General features: G+C 43.3%; 17 protein-coding genes, 1 pseudogene and 1 riboswitch. Of the genes and pseudogenes, 11 read left to right on the top strand and 7 right to left on the bottom strand.

Going from position 1 to position 17,198, the window contains the following annotated elements:
- The first annotated feature begins 11 nt into the window (after window positions 1-11).
- Window positions 12-437 carry an arsenate reductase (thioredoxin) gene (gene arsC / locus ACFFGV_RS15920; protein WP_377349875.1) on the top strand — a complete coding sequence of 142 codons (426 nt, stop codon included), beginning with the start codon at window positions 12-14 and terminating at the stop codon, window positions 435-437.
- Window positions 438-595: 158 nt separating this feature from the next.
- Here arsC and ACFFGV_RS15925 read toward each other — a convergent pair whose 3' ends face one another.
- A complete protein-coding gene (locus ACFFGV_RS15925; RefSeq protein ID WP_377349877.1) occupies window positions 596-1,693 on the bottom strand; it encodes a citrate/2-methylcitrate synthase in 1,098 nt (365 codons plus the stop codon).
- A 112-nt stretch (window positions 1,694-1,805) separates the two neighbouring features.
- Between ACFFGV_RS15925 and ACFFGV_RS15930 the strand changes: the two genes are divergently transcribed.
- The 3 genes from ACFFGV_RS15930 to ACFFGV_RS15940 all read left to right on the top strand — a co-directional run bounded on the left by ACFFGV_RS15930 (window position 1,806) and on the right by ACFFGV_RS15940 (window position 3,757).
- Window positions 1,806-2,687, top strand: coding sequence for a LysR family transcriptional regulator (locus ACFFGV_RS15930; RefSeq protein ID WP_377349879.1), 882 nt, complete (start codon window positions 1,806-1,808; stop codon window positions 2,685-2,687).
- 210 nt (window positions 2,688-2,897) lie between these two features.
- Window positions 2,898-3,356 (top strand): LytTR family DNA-binding domain-containing protein, encoded by a 459-nt coding sequence (locus ACFFGV_RS15935; protein WP_377349882.1) that lies wholly within the window; start codon window positions 2,898-2,900, stop codon window positions 3,354-3,356.
- A complete protein-coding gene (locus tag ACFFGV_RS15940; RefSeq protein ID WP_377349884.1) occupies window positions 3,353-3,757 on the top strand; it encodes a DUF3021 domain-containing protein in 405 nt (134 codons plus the stop codon). Before ACFFGV_RS15935 ends, ACFFGV_RS15940 begins: the two co-directional genes overlap by 4 nt.
- 33 nt (window positions 3,758-3,790) lie before the next feature.
- Here the strand turns inward: ACFFGV_RS15940 and ACFFGV_RS15945 are convergent, their stop codons facing one another.
- Complete coding sequence (locus tag ACFFGV_RS15945; RefSeq protein ID WP_377349886.1) at window positions 3,791-5,260, bottom strand: phytoene desaturase family protein; 1,470 nt, start codon at window positions 5,258-5,260, stop codon at window positions 3,791-3,793.
- Between the two features lie 175 nt (window positions 5,261-5,435).
- Between ACFFGV_RS15945 and ACFFGV_RS15950 the strand changes: the two genes are divergently transcribed.
- Window positions 5,436-5,885 (top strand): OsmC family protein, encoded by a 450-nt coding sequence (locus ACFFGV_RS15950; protein WP_377349888.1) that lies wholly within the window; start codon window positions 5,436-5,438, stop codon window positions 5,883-5,885.
- Between the two features lie 19 nt (window positions 5,886-5,904).
- Here the strand turns inward: ACFFGV_RS15950 and ACFFGV_RS15955 are convergent, their stop codons facing one another.
- Together ACFFGV_RS15955 and ACFFGV_RS15960 are read right to left on the bottom strand one after the other, a co-directional pair.
- Window positions 5,905-6,468 (bottom strand): CBO0543 family protein, encoded by a 564-nt coding sequence (locus ACFFGV_RS15955; RefSeq protein WP_377349890.1) that lies wholly within the window; start codon window positions 6,466-6,468, stop codon window positions 5,905-5,907.
- Window positions 6,469-6,604: 136 nt separating this feature from the next.
- Window positions 6,605-6,856 (bottom strand): annotated as a pseudogene (locus ACFFGV_RS15960) (BCCT family transporter); the annotation flags it as partial.
- Window positions 6,857-7,234: 378 nt separating this feature from the next.
- A riboswitch (FMN riboswitch) is annotated at window positions 7,235-7,382 on the top strand.
- A gap of 164 nt (window positions 7,383-7,546) precedes the next feature.
- Between ACFFGV_RS15960 and ribD the strand changes: the two are divergent.
- From ribD to ribH, 4 genes are read left to right on the top strand one after another with little or no spacing between them, the layout of a single operon-like run.
- Window positions 7,547-8,653 carry a bifunctional diaminohydroxyphosphoribosylaminopyrimidine deaminase/5-amino-6-(5-phosphoribosylamino)uracil reductase RibD gene (gene ribD, locus ACFFGV_RS15965; RefSeq protein ID WP_377349892.1) on the top strand — a complete coding sequence of 369 codons (1,107 nt, stop codon included), beginning with the start codon at window positions 7,547-7,549 and terminating at the stop codon, window positions 8,651-8,653.
- Window positions 8,654-8,656: 3 nt separating this feature from the next.
- Entirely contained in the window at window positions 8,657-9,313 is a 657-nt protein-coding gene (gene ribE / locus ACFFGV_RS15970; RefSeq protein ID WP_377349894.1) for a riboflavin synthase, read from the top strand.
- Window positions 9,314-9,335: 22 nt separating this feature from the next.
- The gene (locus ACFFGV_RS15975) at window positions 9,336-10,529 is read left to right on the top strand and encodes a bifunctional 3,4-dihydroxy-2-butanone-4-phosphate synthase/GTP cyclohydrolase II (protein ID WP_377349897.1); all 1,194 of its coding nucleotides are present in this window, start codon (window positions 9,336-9,338) and stop codon (window positions 10,527-10,529) included.
- 20 nt (window positions 10,530-10,549) lie between these two features.
- Complete coding sequence (ribH, locus tag ACFFGV_RS15980; protein WP_377349900.1) at window positions 10,550-11,020, top strand: 6,7-dimethyl-8-ribityllumazine synthase; 471 nt, start codon at window positions 10,550-10,552, stop codon at window positions 11,018-11,020.
- A 324-nt stretch (window positions 11,021-11,344) separates the two neighbouring features.
- Here the strand turns inward: ribH and ACFFGV_RS15985 are convergent, their stop codons facing one another.
- Window positions 11,345-12,196 carry a TetR/AcrR family transcriptional regulator gene (locus ACFFGV_RS15985; protein WP_377349902.1) on the bottom strand — a complete coding sequence of 284 codons (852 nt, stop codon included), beginning with the start codon at window positions 12,194-12,196 and terminating at the stop codon, window positions 11,345-11,347.
- Window positions 12,197-12,308: 112 nt separating this feature from the next.
- Here ACFFGV_RS15985 and ACFFGV_RS15990 point away from each other — a divergent pair, with 112 nt between their 5' ends.
- The gene (locus ACFFGV_RS15990) at window positions 12,309-15,491 is read left to right on the top strand and encodes an efflux RND transporter permease subunit (RefSeq protein ID WP_377349904.1); all 3,183 of its coding nucleotides are present in this window, start codon (window positions 12,309-12,311) and stop codon (window positions 15,489-15,491) included.
- A 130-nt stretch (window positions 15,492-15,621) separates the two neighbouring features.
- Window positions 15,622-15,753: a hypothetical protein gene (locus ACFFGV_RS15995; protein WP_377349907.1), complete on the top strand. Its 132-nt coding sequence runs from the start codon at window positions 15,622-15,624 to the stop codon at window positions 15,751-15,753.
- 200 nt (window positions 15,754-15,953) lie between these two features.
- Here the strand turns inward: ACFFGV_RS15995 and ACFFGV_RS16000 are convergent, their stop codons facing one another.
- Both ACFFGV_RS16000 and ACFFGV_RS16005 read right to left on the bottom strand, forming a co-directional pair.
- A complete protein-coding gene (locus ACFFGV_RS16000) occupies window positions 15,954-16,076 on the bottom strand; it encodes a YjcZ family sporulation protein (protein ID WP_377349909.1) in 123 nt (40 codons plus the stop codon).
- 95 nt (window positions 16,077-16,171) lie between these two features.
- Window positions 16,172-17,167, bottom strand: coding sequence for a YeiH family protein (locus ACFFGV_RS16005; protein WP_377349911.1), 996 nt, complete (start codon window positions 17,165-17,167; stop codon window positions 16,172-16,174).
- Between the last annotated feature and the right edge of the window lie 31 nt (window positions 17,168-17,198).

Consider the following 17,198-nt stretch of genomic DNA (forward strand, 5'->3'; position numbering starts at 1 on the left):
GTTCTTTAACTATGTCTACTACTAAACCAGTACTTTACTTTTTATGCACAGGAAACTCTTGCCGCAGCCAAATGGCAGAAGCATGGGGGAAATACTATCTTGGAAATGAGTGGGACGTGAAAAGCGCCGGCATTGAAGCACATGGCCTAAACCCAAACGCTGTAAAAGCAATGGAAGAGGTTGGTATGGATATTACGGATCAAACGTCTGATATGATAGACAATGATATTCTAAATAATGCAGGCTTCGTTGTTACACTATGTGGAGATGCGAATGACAAATGTCCAATGACACCTCCGCATGTAAGAAGAGAGCACTGGGGCTTTGACGATCCGGCCAAAGCAGAAGGTACGGACGAAGAGAAGTGGGCAGTATTCCAGCGTGTCCGTGACGAAATTGGTAATCGTATTAAGCATTTTGCTGAAACAGGAGAATAAATGGTAAAAAGCCGAGCAGAGTCTCGGCTTTTTTTATAGCCTCTGATATGGATGGGCGTTGAGGTTAGATGGGTACGTAAGCAGGATAGCTGTGCTGTTTCCGTCCAATCTAAATAATGAAAATATTTAGCTGCTGCTTGCGAAAAAATCGATTTTCTTTATACTTCATAGAGCGGACCAATATATTCGGCTCTTGGACGAAAGATTACATTGTCTGCTCTTTGTTCGATTACGTGTGCTGTCCAGCCAACCATTCGACTTGCGGAAAAGGTTGGGGTGAAGAGGTGGGAAGCAAGGCCGAGCTCCCGCATGATGGCAGCTGCGTAAAACTCTACGTTCGTATAAAGACTGCGTCCAGGCTTGACTTCCTCTAGAACTTCAATTGCAAGGGCCTCGAGATCCATAGCAAAGTGAAGCCAGCTGTTGTCCTTATTATTTTGCTGCAGCTGCTCTTTTAGTGCTTCTGCTCGTGGATCCATCACTTTATACACACGATGGCCGAATCCCATAAGTCTTTCTCCTTTTTGAACCTTTTGATAAATATAGTCTCTGGCATTATCAACAGCAGCTGCTTCGTCGAGCAGGGTTAGTACTCCTGTAGGTGCACCTCCGTGAAGCGGTCCCTTCATCGTACCAAGTGCGGAACAAATAGCCGAAATCATATCTGCTTCTGTAGATGCTGTCACCCGGGCTGAAAAAGTTGAGGCATTTAATCCATGCTCCATCGTAAGTATCATATAAGTCTCAAGCGCTTTCACCTGAGAAGGTTCAGGGAGACTGCCGGTAAGCATGTATAAATAATGCTCTACGTGCGTAAGATCATTTCTAATTTCTGGTAGTGTTGGGGTGATTTTTCGTTGGTGGAGAGCTTCTTGATATGCAATAATAGCTGGGGTCATTGCAGTTAGTGTGATCGCATCTTCAATGGTTGGCTGTTCCTGATTATGTGCTATACAGGAAGATAAAGCCGTTCTTAACACACTTAACACATCTAACTGAGCTGGAAGCTGCTCTATGATAGCCTTTACGTGTTTCGGTAAGGCTCTTCTCTCTCTTAGCTTAGCTGTGATTTGTGTTAATTCATCAGCAGTTGGAAGGTGACCATACCATAATAGGTGGGCTACCTCCTCGAAAGAATGATGACGTGTTAAATAATCGATAGGATAACCCCTAAATAACAGTGTACCTTGCTGACCATCTATGAAACTAATACTGGTTTCTGTACAGACGACACCTTTTAGTCCTTTGTGAATCATGGGTAACACTCCTTTATAAGTCTTACTATAAGTATAAATCTTCTGATAATTTAACAGAAATAAATATTATTAATGAAATAGTTTATTATTTTTAAAGAATGGAGAGAGATAGATGGAACTATCATGGATCAACACCTTTGTCACCGTTGCGGAGGAGGGGAGCTTCCGTAAAGCGGCGGACCTGCTATACGTATCCCAACCGACCATTACGGTACATGTGAAATCTCTGGAAAAGAATTTAGGCGTCACATTGTTTCAGCGCAACAACCGAAATGTGAAGCTGACTGAAGAGGGGAGAGTTTATCTAACCCATGCCAAACAGCTACTATCCACCTATCAAAAAGGAGTGGAAGAGCTGCAGACCTATACCCAAGGCTATAACACTACTCTACGTTTAGCGATATCTCCCTTAATTGCAGATACCGTAATGCCATCTGTCCTGAAGCGGTTCACAAAAGAAAATCCAAACGTAGAAATATCGGTTCACGTTATGGAATCAGAGGATATCGAAAAAGCACTAACGAGCGAACAAGTAGATATAGGCTTCTCCTGCATGGAAAGTCACAACCCAGACCTCCAATGCCAGATGTTGTATGAGGATGAAGTAGTTTTCGTTGCACCACACGATGGAATGGACATGGAGACTGCGCCTGCCCATGATATAGAGGACCTGTTCAGTAAACATTATTTATTAAGCCATAACCATCCAGGATATTGGAATCCGCTATTGCAGCAATTAAAAACATGGTACCCAGGCCTACGATCCATGAAAGTTTCCCAAATTCATATCACCAAACGGTTCATCGAAAATGGATTAGGTATTTCCTTTCTGCCAAAAGCAACCGTACGCCGAGAATTAATGGAAGGTAGATTAGTAGAGGTGAACTTCGGAAACGTAGAACTGCCAAAGGCTAACACCTATGCCATTACAAAATATCACCACTCTCTCGAACGAGAATTCCTAGACTTCGTAACTCAATATCGTTATAAGTAAGAGCAAGAGCTATCCTCCATTTTTGGGGATAGCTCTTTTGAGTTTGCGGTGGGCGCATGGCGCATACAAGGTGACACGCCTAAAGCAAATGGACACCACCATTTCATACCTTCCCCGTCTCCGCTTAAGTAAGCTTTTCAGCATGTTATGTATTTTTTTCCACATCTATATTTTAATGTGCGATACTTACGTCAGGAAGGAGGCGATAGGTTGGATATTAAATTAGATATACATGCTAAATACAAGGATACTTCTGTAACCGTTCACACACCGAGCTGGACGAAGGAGATTGAATCTCTCCTGAATCAACTTCAGGCTCAGACTAATACGAAAAAATTAGCTGGAGTGCTTCGCGATCAAACCATATTATTGGATCCAAATGAAGTAGATTACGTTTATGCGGAAGCTCGTAAGGTATTTGCGGTTTTCGATGGGGAGTCGATTGAGCTAAATATGAAATTGTATGATGCGGAGAGGCTTTTGACCTCATATCGATTTACTCGTTTCTCGAAATCGGTGATTGGTAATGTCAATCGTCTGGAGCGTTTTGAATTATCTTTTAATGGAAATCTTTGTGTGTTCTTTTCGTCCGGTGCGAAGGAATATGTCAGTAGGAAGTATGTGAAGGAGATGAAACAACAATTATTAATGGAGGTGGAGGATAGGTGATAAGTATTATTGGGAGTCGTGTATTATCTGGGTTAGGGTTTGGTGGTCTTATGATGGTGTGCTTCCTGAGTTATTACCATTATGTTGATATCGAGATGTCTGTAGCGACTATTTGGCAACAGGCTGTTGGGGCAAGTGTAGTAGGGGTGTATTTTGGTTTGGCGTCCCTTCTCTTCGATGTAAAGGGTTGGAGTCCTATGAAATCAACGGTTCTTCATTTTCTTGTTTCTGTTGCAGTGTTCTTTCCAATCATTATTATGGCTGGCTGGATTCCGCTAGAGGCGGGACCTATACTAGTTTGTTTTGGGATCTTTCTCGTTATATACCTCTTCCTTTGGTGTATGATGTACCTTTATTATAAGAATCAAAAGGATGCGTTAAATAAAGGGCTTATAAAATAAGGAACAGAGGGGCGCGTCCCCTCCTGCTCCCTTTTATTTCATCGCTTCATTTGCTGCAATCCATCCTGACAAAGTTGTACCGAGGGTGCCTGCTCCTGGGAAAACGGTGTCTCCACAGCTGTACACGTTGTTAAGGCCGGTGTAGACAGAATGCTGATGAAGCCAACTCCATTTTCCGGTAGGGATATAGCCTCCGACGCGTCCTTTATCGCGTTTAACATATCTCTCAAAGGTTACAGGGGTGCCAGGGAGCTGTAAATCTATATGATTGCGAATGGAAGGGAAGGAGGTCTCCACCCCATTTAGCATTTTTTCTACATATAATGCTTTTCGTTCTTCATATGCGTCTCGGTCCCACCATTGGTGCAGCTCTGTATGAGTGGATAAGGTGATGGCTCGTTTTCCCTCCGGGGCCATAGTGCGGTCCTCTTTTTGTGACAAGGATAACAGAAATTGATTGGTTTCTGTTACAGGCTTGGAGGGATCTTGTATGATTTGGTGATATAGTACATCCTCTGGGAATATATCGTCTACTCCAAGGTAGAGGACGAAGGCTCCCCAGGATGCATTCTTGTCCTCTAAAGAACTAATGTTGCTGTCGGCAACCTGCTGCTGGTTAAATAAAGAAGTAAAGTTATGGATGGAGTTATTCAGAATAACTTTCTTGGCTGTATAGGTTCGTTGCCGTTTACTGGTAATGAGCCATTCCTTTCCCTCCGGGTCGACGCTCAGTGCCGGTCGGTTGAGTCGAACTTCCCCGCCATTATCCTTAATAGAATCGGCAAGTCTCTCTGCGACAGTAGCTAGCCCGCCTTCGACAGCATACGCACCCTTGTGAAAGGTATGAAGGGCGGCATGGCCAAGAAAAGCAGGGCAGTATTCGGCTGTGGTTTGGACACTGTCCATTAGCTGGCCGTTTAAAAAGGTCATAAAAGTACGGTCCTTGTGCAAATGATACCGTTTTAAGCGATCGTACAACGTCTGGGTTAAATATGGGGCAAGTCTTATCGTATTACCGTTGAGATAAGGGATTAGACGAACCCAGTCCCCTAATCGTTTAGGTGGGAAGACTGGAAGGTCCAAAAGTAGGGCATCCAGTCTTGTACCGACTTGAAAAACCTCTTCAAAGAAGGCTTTCACGGCTGAGGAACGCTCTGGAAAGATACGTTCAATTTCTTGAAACCACTTGCTTTTTTTACGGTAATAATGGATAGTCTGACCTGGTAAATGAATATCCATGATTGTATCCATACGCTGCATGGGAGGAAGATCGATTTCTAGTTCGTCAAATAAACGAGCTAACACACCGTTTTTCTCAAAGCCCATTCCTACTGTAGCTCCTGCCTGAAAACGGTAGCCTGGGCGATTGAACTTTCCTGCACAGCCTCCTAGCTCGGTAGAAGCTTCTAAAACTGCTACGCGCCATCCTTTCTTCGCAAGAATGGCGCCAGCGCTCAGCCCGCCAAATCCTGCCCCTACTATAATGGCATCATAAGTACTCACAACATCACCTGCTTTTATAGAAAATGTACGACCATTCAAGCTCTTATTAACATTGTACAACTTCTGAGCGTATATGTTAGCTGGGGATGGGCTCTCAATATGCTCTGTTATCAGGCATCACATTGGAAACGGGGAATTTTTTTCGTTATGATAGCGGTAACGAGGAGGTAGAAGTATGGCAAAACATTCATTCCATTTAAATGCTGACTGGCCTGGAGGACGTAACTCCGTGGGCTCCATCGATGCCGGTCAATTAAAAACAAAAATATCTATTCCTCAAGAGATGGATGGACCTGGTATCGGCACCAATCCAGATGAAATGCTACTTGGAGCTGCGGCGACATGCTATGTTATTACGCTTGCTGCGATGATGGAGCGCGCTGAGCTGCCGTTGCATGAAATGGGACATACGTCTGAAGGAATTGTGGATGTGACGAATGGGGTCATTTCCTATGAGGAAATTATTCATCGGCCAACAGTGACACTGCAGTCAGGAGCAACAGCTGCACACATGGAAAAGCTAGAGAAACTTGTAGAGAAGGCAGAAAAAAGCTGTATGATATCGAGAGCTATTCAAGGAAATGTTAAGCTCACGCTTGAGCCTACTCTTTCTATAAAGCAATAGACGTATAAAACCTCCAGTCTCATGTTGAGCTGGAGGTTTTGTTCTGATGTTCCGATTTTTTCAAACACTGGACAAAGTAACGAGCTAAAACACCAAGTAAGTAATAAATCGGAACAGAATATATGCTCTTCCACGTTACTAATTCATAAGCACCGATGAGACGAAACAAGCCGCCCCCGATATATGTGTTAAACAAAGCCACAAAAATCAGGCTGATTAAGTATCCCTTCCAAGAACGGGTGTATTGGTACACCAGCATATACACTATAGGCAACAGGGTGAAGTTTGCCGGGTCAAATACCTCCCTCTCTAACGGGGTAAGGGTATAAGGGTATTCCCATAACTGAAAGGACGCTCCGACTTCATCGAGGAAAAAGGAGGTCAACATAATAAACAGCCCTACAATCCACGTCCGGAAGGCCTGATTTCGATCAAATAACAGCCAAAATAAAAACCAGGGAGCCATTAGTGAAAATAGTAGAAACCACCATTGAGGAGAAAGGTAAACCTCCTCCTGCCAATATTGGAACTGAAGCTTAGAAGCTTTTTCTTGAATTTGCAGTACTTTATCCAGGGATGCCATATTCTTAACCTTCTTTAATACATAGTAATCTTAGTATGGATTAGAATTGGTCATTATATACTTTTTTGGACGTATGATGACATTGAAGTAATCACCTCCGAAGGTGTTGTAAGCAGCCTACACTTACTGGGAAGCAGCGAGGCTTCTCCTTTGGGTCTCCTAATACAACCTGGCCATATTTAGAAAAGGATAAGTATAAGCCAGCTGCTACTAACAGAAACCCATACCAAAGGTACCCCCAGCTAAACGTATCCACAATATAGGAGAAGATAGAATTTAAAAGCTCCAATGACTTTTTTTCGTAAAGAGCAAATGGAATACTGATGGCGATAATCACGAGTAGCGATGGAATGAAGATACTATAGTCTATCAATTTTCTCCGCTGCATAATATCCTCCTTTTATAATTTGTTTATACGTAGCTTATCTACCCTGATAAGAATGTAATTAAAAGGGAATTTAACTATTTTTATATAATTTAACTAGGGAAAGGGGGAACCGCTATGGTTATGCGGGAGAATATTATGTTAAATATTTTATGCATAAAATATATAGTAACAAGAGAAGAAAATGTTGGTCTTTTTCAAGGTATTGGGATTATGAATTAGTTTATTAATATATTAAAATGGTCGAGATGGGTTTGATGCTTCACTAATAAAAATAAGGGTTCGAGTGGTGAATGAATCTAATGGAGTTTTGAGCATCCGTTCGTTTCAAACAATTGCTAAATACGTAAAAATCAGATATATTTATTTTATACAATCGAATATTTCCTTCGGGGTCGGGTGAAAATCCCAACCGGCGGTGATCGAGTGAAAGCTTGCTAGCCCGCGACCCGTATCGTGTGTGTACGATGCGGCTGATTTGGTGAGAAACCAAAGCCGACGGTGAAAGTCCGGATGGGAGAAGGAATAGGAGTAGAGTCACTTAAGCATAAAAAATGCTTTCGATAAATTCTGGAAGTGTGTCCATTTTCGAACTATTATGTGGACTCCGCTAAAGCCCTGGGGAACGTGTATCTTCCTCAGGGTTTTTTGTTTAGGTAAAGCTTTTACAGAGCATAAATAGGAGGTGAAACGATGACACAGGAACAAGACCGACAATATATGGAGCTAGCTATTCAAATGGCTGCTGCTACAACAGGCCAAACATCCCCAAATCCTCATGTCGGGGCAGTCGTTGTCCATCAAAACGAAGTGCTGGGTATGGGGGCGCATCTTAAAGCGGGAGAAGCCCATGCGGAAGTCCATGCCCTTAATATGGCAGGTAATCGAGCGCGGGGCGGTACGATTTATGTCACGCTCGAACCGTGCAGTCACCATGGGCGGACGCCTCCGTGTGCCGAACGAATTATCCAAAGTGGTATTGCTCGTGCAGTAATTGCGACGCTTGATCCGAACCCTAAAGTAGCAGGGCAAGGAGTACAAAAGCTTCGAGAGGCAGGGATAGAGGTGGAGGTTGGTCTTCAGCAGGAAGAAGCAGATCAGCTTAATCAGGTATTCTACCATTATATCTCGACGAACACACCTTATGTCACGATGAAAACAGCCATGACGATGGATGGCAAAATTGCAACCACAACTGGTGAAAGTCAGTGGATAACGGGCGAAGCGGCCCGGGCTGATGTCCATCAGTATCGTCACGCTAATGATGCGATATTAGTAGGGGTGAACACGGTGATCCAGGATAAGCCGCGTCTCACTGCCAGGTTACCCGATGGAGGGAACCATCCGACTCGAATTGTTCTTGATACACACTTAAGAACTCCTATCGATTCTCCTCTCATACAAAACCCCGATGCTCCTACGTGGATCCTTACCGGAAATCAGGTGGAGCAAGATCAAATCGATGTATATCAATCCTATCCTCATGTAGAGATTATAAAGCTTTCTCACGAAACTATTTTTATACCGGACGTACTAACGTTGCTTGGTGATAGAGGGATTACCTCCTTGTTTGTGGAGGGTGGTGCACAAGTGAATGACGCGTTTGTTCGAGCGGGAGCAGTCCAGCAGGTCATTCAATATATTGCACCGAAGCTGCTCGGTGGAAAAGACGCTCCTACTCCAGTAGGTGGGGAAGGTATTGGTGAACTTCAAGCAGCCCTTGCCCTTGAAATTACTGAAGTATCATCCATCGGGCAGGATATAAAGGTAGTCGCAAAACAGAAAAGACAGGAGGGATGAAGCGTGTTTACCGGAATTGTAGAAGAAATAGGAACGTTGAAGCGCATCAAACAAGGGAGTGAATCCCTGGAGCTTGTCGTAGGTGCTGAAAAGGTGTTAGAGGACGTCCATCTAGGAGATAGCATTTCCGTTAACGGTGTTTGTTTGACTGTGACAGACTTCTCCAGCAAAGAGGCTAGCTTTGACGTTATGCCAGAAACGTATCGAGCTACTAATCTCCATGAACTACGTATTGGCTCTGGAGTAAACCTAGAACGTGCGATGCAGGCTGGCGGGAGATTCGGTGGCCATATGATGAGCGGTCATGTGGATGGAGTTGGTGTTATTACAAGCAGGAAAGCTGCGTCTAATGCTATTTACTATGAGATAGCGTTAGATAAAGAAGTAATGGATTACTTAGTATATAAAGGTTCTATAGGAGTAGATGGCACGAGTCTTACTGTTTTTGGAGTAGGCGATCAAACGGTAACAATCTCTCTCATCCCTCATACGGTTGAATATTCGGTCATTGGCACAAAGCAAGCGGGTGACAAGGTCAATATTGAAATAGATATCCTAGGAAAATATGTAGTGAACTTTTTAACAAAGCAAAGCGGGCAAGGTGGTACCACGCAATCAGCAATAACCACCTCCTTTTTAGAAGAAAACGGCTTTAAATAAGTGTAATGGAGATGAGAAAACGATGTTCAATACCATACAAGAAGCATTAGAGGATTTGAAAAAAGGAAGAATGGTCATCGTTTGTGATGATGAGGATAGAGAGAATGAAGGAGACCTAGTAGCGCTTGCAGAACACACTACACCAGAAGTAATTAATTTTATGATTACACAGGGCAAAGGGCTGGTATGCGCCCCTGTTTCTCATAGCATTGCGGAGCAGCTGGAACTTTTTCCAATGGTGGAGCGGAGTACGGATCCCCATGGTACTGCATTTACGGTTAGTATCGATCATAAGTCCTCTACTACCGGTATTTCTGCAGCAGAGAGAGCCAAGACAGTAAGAGAGTTATTGAATCCAGAAGCGAGATCTCATGATTTTAAGCGACCTGGTCATATCTTTCCGCTGCTTGCCAAAGATGGAGGTGTCCTCCGTCGGGCAGGCCATACAGAGGCGGCAGTTGATTTGGCTAGATTAGCTGACTCTAAGCCCGCTGGCGTTATTTGTGAAATCATTAAAGAGGATGGAACGATGGCGCGTGTTCCAGACCTTCAGGTAATGGCGAAGGAATTTGACCTGAAGATGATTACCATACAGGATCTCATCCAATACCGGAATCGGGAGGATAAACTGGTTCAAAGAGAGGTAGACATTAAGCTGCCAACGGAATATGGAGATTTTACAGCAATCGGCTATTCGAACGTCGTCGATGATAAGGAGCACGTAGCCTTAATCAAGGGGGAGGTCGATCCGAATCAGCCGACGCTTGTCCGAGTTCATTCCGAATGCTTAACAGGCGACGTATTCGGTTCCTTTCGATGCGATTGCGGCCCGCAGCTTCACTCGGCTTTGAAGCAGATTGAAGAAAATGGATCGGGCGTTTTGCTCTATATGCGACAAGAAGGACGCGGCATTGGATTGTTAAACAAAATGCACGCTTACCGCTTACAAGAGCAGGGGATGGACACAGTAGAAGCAAACGAGGAATTAGGATTCGCCCCTGACTTAAGAGATTACGGCATAGGAGCACAAATATTAAAGGATCTTGGTATCCGGCAGTTAAACTTGTTAACCAACAACCCGCGAAAAATTACCGGTTTAAAGGGATATGGTTTGGAAGTAGTAAATCGTGTGCCGATTCAAATGGAAAGCCGTAAGGAAAACGAACGTTATTTAAAAGCGAAGCAAAGCAAGCTAGGCCATTTATTACATTTTTAAGATAAAGAGGAGGAACAAATATGGGTAACGTATTTGAAGGAAATTTAGTAGGAAGTGGATTGAAAGTAGGTATTGTGGTAGGAAGATTCAATGATTTTATTACAAGTAAGCTATATGATGGTGCTGTCGATGCACTAAAGCGTCATGGGCTAGACGAGCAGGACATTGATGTTGCTTATGTGCCTGGCGCTTATGAAATACCGATGATTGCTAAGAAAATGGCGGCTACCAATAAATACGATGCAGTGATTACTCTTGGGGCGGTAATCCGAGGCTCTACTCCTCACTTTGATTATGTATGCGGGGAAGCTTCAAAAGGGGTTTCTCAAGCGAGTATGCAAACAGGTGTGCCAGTGATTTTCGGCATTATTACCACTGAAACGATTGAGCAAGCAATTGAACGGGCTGGAACTAAAGCAGGAAATAAAGGCTACGAAGCAGCAACAGCAGCTATCGAAATGGCTAATCTCACCAAAAGCTTTGCAGAGTAATATGGAAAGGAAAGAGGAGTGGATAATTCCATTCCTCTTTTTTTGATTAGCATCTGTTATAGGTTTTACTGAAGAGTACCCTTCGTAGAAGACTTGAATTCCTCGGGAGGGGGAAGGGCGTTACGTCATGGAGAGGACAGTATAGCTCGGAAAACACTTGATTTCCTACTCCCCCACCCGATGTGGGGCTTGTCTCAACCATTCTTCCGGGGGAGTCACAGATTTTCCAAGCCATCCCTTTTGCCGTATATAGAGAAACGTTCTGGGAGTTTAGTTGATAACCCTTTTTAATGGCAATTAAATCATCATAATGAAGAAATTTAGTTAATAGCTGGTGCAATATGTTCGTATCATCATGGCGACATCAAAGGAAGAGGTGTGCTTCTCTAAATTGGCTGTCATCCCGTTGATAACAGCTTTTCGTGGAGTTTCTCGTTGGAATTCTTCTAGTAGCACATCAGCAGTATCCGATAATTCTGCTTCTTTTTCCTCGGCCTTTATTTCCTTCAAACGTTCGATAATTTCTATCTGTTGATTCGAGGCAAAATCAGCAGGTATAATTTGTTGAATAAGGCTTTCCGTTATGACTGGCTGGTCATTATGGTTGAGAAAGCCTTCTATGAGATAGTCGGTACGTTTTAATATAGCCTTGGCTATATCAAGATAATCCAGCTCTGCGTTATCGGTAATGATTAGGTCGATATAAGTTCGTATGAGTGATTGACTTAACAAGGCCATTTCCGAAACGTATGTCTCTACCTTATCTCCATACATGTCGAGTAGGTGTTTTTTATAAAATAAAAACCCGTATGTTCTCATTTTTTTAATGAATGTTTCAATCGTATCGTTAAACGGGATAGCCTGCTCCCGAACCTGCATAATAATGAATTCTCTGTGGTTTGCTATTTCTTCGATTACTACTTTAATTTGTTCGGTAAATCGTTCTCTAGGATCATCTGAGATGAAATGAATCGTATGCACTCTGTGCTGGATTTGCTTCCAATAGTATTCTAGTAACGTATAAAGCAGTGCATCCTTTGACTTGAATTGTAAGTAAAAAGCCCCCTTAGACATTCCGCATTCTGCAGCAATCTCTTGAACGGAAGTAGAGCTGAACCCCTTATTTGCAAACAGTCTGCTAGCTTGTTCGATGATGTGGACTTGTTTCTCTTCCATGCTGAATCCACCTTTCTAAAAAACACACCTTTTCTCTTGACTAATGACTGACTGGTCATTTATATTGTATTACGTGATGACTTACTAGTCAATATAGGAGGGGAAGGGTCGAATGAAGAATATCATTAACTTTTCCATGAATAATAAATTTGCTGTGTGGTTGTTGACCATTATTATAACAGCAGCAGGTTTATATTCTGGGTTAAACATGAAATTGGAAACGATACCTGATATCGAACCACCAGTTATTACCGTGACGACAGTGTACCCAGGGGCTACACCAGCGGAAGTAGCTGATGAAATATCAGAACCATTAGAAGAGCAGATACAGAATCTAAGTGGAATGAGCACCGTAAGCTCCACGTCCTATCAAAATGCGTCCAACCTACAGCTAGAGTATAGCTATGACAAGGATTTGGATGAAGCTGAAGATGAATTAAAGGAAGCTGTGAGCAATGTCCAATTACCAGACGATGCTCAGGAGCCAAGTGTATCAAGGGTGAACTTTAATGCGTTTCCTGTCATCAGTATGAGTGTGTTAAACGATGGCCAATCGCTAGAGGAGCTCACGAATAAAGTGGAAGAGGATATTATCCCACAGCTAGAAGGGCTGGAGGGGGTTGCTTCCGTACAAGTTTCTGGCCAGCAGGTGAAAGAAGTTCAGTTAGAGTTTGATGAGAACGCTCTTCAGGAAAGAGGCATGGACCAACAAACTGTACAGCAGATAATCCAAGGCTCTAATGTTAATTTTCCTTTAGGCTTATATACATTTGAGGACACTCAGAAATCTGTTGTCGTAGATGGTAATGTATCCTCGCTTGAAGATTTAAAGCAATTGAACATTCCTATGATTCCATCTCAAGGTGGGGGATCACAAGCGGCTGAAGGAAGCCAGAATAGTCAGCAACAGGACCAGGCACAAGCCCAACAGGGCCAAGCGCAGGCTCAGCAAGCTTCTCCACAGGGGCGGCAGACAGGTCAAGCTGGACAGCAAGCAGCACAGCCACAAAATGTTCCAACAGTAGAACTGCAAGAGATTGCTAATATCGAGGTTGAAGGGAAAGCCGAATCCATTTCCAGAACGAATGGAAAAGAATCCATTACTATTCAAATTGTGAAATCACAAGAAGCCAATACTGTAGATGTTGTAAACCTTGTGAAGGAAAAAGCAGACGAATTCGAAGGTGATATGGACGGAATGGAGTTCGTCACTACATTTGATCAAGGGGAGCCAATTGAAGATTCGGTTAAAACGATGCTGAATAAAGCATTATTTGGTGGTTTATTTGCCATCATAGTAATTCTGATGTTCCTGCGTAATTTCCGTACTACATTAATTTCAGTCGTATCTATTCCGCTATCTTTATTAATAGCCATTTTGATTCTTAATCAAATGGGCATTACGCTGAATATTATGACGCTTGGTGCTATGACCGTTGCCATCGGCCGGGTGGTCGACGATTCCATTGTGGTCGTAGAAAATATATACAGGCGAATGGCGCTGCCAGGAGAGACATTAGAAGGTAAAGACCTAATTCGAGCTGCTACGAAAGAAATGTTTATGCCAATTCTGTCGTCCACCATTGTGACGATTGCAGTATTCTTACCGCTTGGCTTAGTAGAAGGCGTCGTAGGGCAAATCTTCTTGCCATTCGCGCTTACCGTTGTATTTGCGTTACTTGCTTCTTTAGTTGTAGCTGTAACAATCGTACCGATGATGTCCCATTCCTTACTGAAAAAGGAACATGCTGTGAAAGGGCATCAGGAAGGCGGCGGTCGTTTAGCGAAAGGCTACCGTTCTGTATTAAACAGTATATTAAACCATAAAATTATATCCTCCATCGTTGCAATAGGAGTACTCGCAGGCAGTATCGCTATGGTACCGCTCGTTGGTGTCAGCTTCCTTCCAGCGCAGGAAGAGAAGATGGTAATGCCTACCTACAGTCCAGCACCGGGACAGACGATAGAGGATGTAGAAGCAATTGCCGAAGATGCTCAACAATATTTCGATGGAAAAGAAAATGTGCAGACAATCCAATATTCAGTTGGTGGAGAAAATCCAATGAATCCTGGTGCATCTAATCAAGCAGCCTTTTTCATTGAATATGATAGCGAAACAGAAAACTTCGCTGATGTGAAGCAGGAAGTTATGGATGATCTCAAGGCTATGACGAATAAAGGAGAATGGGCGAATCAAGACTTCTCCTCAACCGGTTCTAGTAATGAAATTCAAGTACAAGTATTTGGAGATTCCACCGAAGAGATAAAGCCTGTGGTCGAGGATGTAACAGCCATGATGAGTCAACAGGATAACCTGCGGGATGTGGATTCTAGTCTTTCAGCAACGTATGAAGAGTACACATTAGTAGCCCAGCAGGAGAAGCTTAGCGAGCTCGGCTTAACAGCTGGGCAAGTAGGTCAGAGTTTAAGTCAAAATGGAGAACGTCCGAAGATTACTACCATCAAAGAAGATGGTGAAGAGCTGCAGGTCTACCTGGAAGTTAGTGAGGACGATTATAATACTATTGATGAACTCACAGACAAGGAAATTCAATCACCACTAGGGCAACGTGTTCCTATTAGTGAAGTGGTGGAAGTGAAGGAAGGTACGACTGAGGATACGATTAACCGCCGTAACGATAAGGTATATGCAAGCGTTAGTGCTCAAGCTACCACAGATGATATTGGTTCTGTATCTTCTGCTGTGCAGGAAGAGCTGGATACTATTGAGCATCCTTCTAGCGTAGATCTAAGTATCGGCGGAGTAACAGAAGATATAAATGAATCCTTTACCCAGCTAGGGTTAGCAATGCTTGCAGCGATTGCCATTGTATATCTCGTACTGGTCATATTCTTTGGGGGAGCCCTTGCACCATTTGCGATTCTTTTCTCCTTACCATTTACGATTATAGGAGCTGTCATAGGACTTCTCATTGGAGGGGAAACCCTAAGTATTTCAGCTATGATTGGTGCCTTAATGTTAATCGGTATTGTAGTAACAAATGGTATCGTATTGATTGACCGTGTCATTCATAAAGAAAAGGAAGGACTATCAACTCGAGATGCGTTACTGGATGCAGGTATGACCAGGCTCCGTCCTATTTTAATGACAGCATTGGCAACTATCGGAGCATTGCTGCCACTTGCATTAGGGTTTGAAGGTGGATCCATCATTAGTAAAGGACTTGGCATCACCGTTATTGGCGGTCTTGCAAGCTCCACTCTACTAACATTGTTAATCGTTCCACTTGTGTATGAAATGCTAAGTAAATTCCGTAAAAAGCAAACGAGATAACAAACCACCACACGCACCTGTGCTTAACAGGTGCGTGTGGTTTTTCTGCATGAAACAAGTTCAGAACGTACACACTACAAGGGTATCTTAATAGAATGAAACAATAACCGGAAGAAGCGGGTGAAGCGTGATGCGCGAATCTAGATTCGATACATTTGTAGAAAGCTTAAAGAAAAAAGGGGTAAATATTGAAGTCATCCCAAAAAACAGAGAAACTCAGGAAAAAGCTACAAGCTTTAAGGAATCAGGGGAGCGGCCATAACGAAGAAAGTAAATATGTATTTATGGAGGAAATACGAAGCTTTGTGAGCTTCAGCTATGTACATAGGGAAGGGGCCCGCTGAGGGTTCCGTCCGTGAGAGCATACCTCTGTAGTGTGCTCCCGTGAGATAAGATCTCATTTATACTAGTAAACAATACAACAGGCGCAGATATAAACCACTCTGCGCCTGTTTTTCTCTATTAGTATCCGTAACCGCCGCCATAGCCTCCACCGTAGAATGCGCCTGCTCCGATAATGATAAGCAGGATGAAAAGTACTACGACAAGAGCAAATCCTCCACCGTATCCGTAGCCTTCTGACATTACATCCACCTCTTTTACGTATAATTTAACTTTCCCTGTTACTATATGCCGTTCCTTAAGATTTGGGAGGGCTTTTGACTAGTAGGGTGTATTTCTTATAAGACGAAAAGAGTAATGCCGCTTAATAATATGGATGTAATGAGCATGGCCAGCAATGGTTTGGCTGTTTTCGAGCCCATTTTTCGCAGGTCCACATTAAGACCCAATCCACTCATGGCCATGGCTAGCAAGTAGGTAGTAATAAAGGACACCCCTTGTTCCATTGTGTCAGGGAATGGGATAACGTCTCCTATTACATAGGTTCCTAAGAAACTCATAGCTATAAAACCGATAAGGAACCAAGGGAAGGCTACGGCTGCTGAATCGCTCGATTTTGTTTCCTTTCTCCGCATCCACCACACTAAAAGAAAGGATAGTGGAATAAGTAAAAGGACACGTCCTAACTTAGCGAGGAAGGCCATGGCTAGGGCATCTTCTCCAGCTGGTTCCGCTGAAAGTGCGACGTGGGCAATTTCGTGTAAGCTTAAGCCGGACCAAACTCCGTACTGGACATTGCTTATCGGTAAATAAGGCCCGATTATAGTATAGGCAATTCCAAAAATCGTACCAACCAAGGCGATAATCCCGACGCTTAATGCGGTATCCTCTTCTTTTGATTTAAGGATGGGGGATACTGCAGCAATGGCTGCTGCTCCACACACTCCGGTTCCTACAGCCAGCAGCATGGAGATGGTCCAATTCGCTCTCAGCCATTTAGCTAGAAGCATTGTGACTACAATGGAGAACACAATGGTGCCAGCACCTCTAGCTAAGAGGCCGAGTCCTTCCTGAAACACAACATCCAAGTTGAGCTTTAGTCCAAATAAGATAATGGCTAGACGTAACAATTTTTTGGTCGAAAACTGAATACCCTTATGGATAGTCGTTGGGTATCCGATGAAATGTCTATATATAACAGCTAGCAAAATAGAGGTAGCGAGTGCGCCAATGTGCGCGAAGCCTGGTAATGACGCGAGCAATAATCCAACTCCTGCAATAACGAACGTAAACAGAATCCCGCCTATTTGTGCCTTAGATTCAATTGGTTTCATATGTTCACCTCCAGTAACTCCATATATAGCG

The organism is Pontibacillus salicampi (assembly GCF_042434395.1).
In the GTDB taxonomy this organism is placed as follows: domain Bacteria; phylum Bacillota; class Bacilli; order Bacillales; family BH030062; genus Pontibacillus; species Pontibacillus salicampi.

Bases quoted from the DNA above. Each gene is read 5' to 3' on its own strand.
- ACFFGV_RS15985 (WP_377349902.1), bottom strand. From the start codon at position 12,196: ATGGAAGAGAAACAAGTCCACATCATCGAACAAGCTAGCAGACTGTTT.
- ACFFGV_RS15990 (WP_377349904.1), top strand. From the start codon at position 12,309: ATGAAGAATATCATTAACTTTTCCATGAATAATAAATTTGCTGTGTGG.
- ACFFGV_RS15925 (WP_377349877.1), bottom strand. From the start codon at position 1,693: ATGATTCACAAAGGACTAAAAGGTGTCGTCTGTACAGAAACCAGTATT.
- ACFFGV_RS16000 (WP_377349909.1), bottom strand. From the start codon at position 16,076: ATGTCAGAAGGCTACGGATACGGTGGAGGATTTGCTCTTGTCGTAGTA.
- arsC (WP_377349875.1), top strand. From the start codon at position 12: ATGTCTACTACTAAACCAGTACTTTACTTTTTATGCACAGGAAACTCT.
- ACFFGV_RS15930 (WP_377349879.1), top strand. From the start codon at position 1,806: ATGGAACTATCATGGATCAACACCTTTGTCACCGTTGCGGAGGAGGGG.
- ribD (WP_377349892.1), top strand. From the start codon at position 7,547: ATGACACAGGAACAAGACCGACAATATATGGAGCTAGCTATTCAAATG.
- ACFFGV_RS15950 (WP_377349888.1), top strand. From the start codon at position 5,436: ATGGCAAAACATTCATTCCATTTAAATGCTGACTGGCCTGGAGGACGT.
- ACFFGV_RS15975 (WP_377349897.1), top strand. From the start codon at position 9,336: ATGTTCAATACCATACAAGAAGCATTAGAGGATTTGAAAAAAGGAAGA.
- ACFFGV_RS16005 (WP_377349911.1), bottom strand. From the start codon at position 17,167: ATGAAACCAATTGAATCTAAGGCACAAATAGGCGGGATTCTGTTTACG.
- ACFFGV_RS15995 (WP_377349907.1), top strand. From the start codon at position 15,622: ATGCGCGAATCTAGATTCGATACATTTGTAGAAAGCTTAAAGAAAAAA.
- ribH (WP_377349900.1), top strand. From the start codon at position 10,550: ATGGGTAACGTATTTGAAGGAAATTTAGTAGGAAGTGGATTGAAAGTA.
- ACFFGV_RS15955 (WP_377349890.1), bottom strand. From the start codon at position 6,468: ATGGCATCCCTGGATAAAGTACTGCAAATTCAAGAAAAAGCTTCTAAG.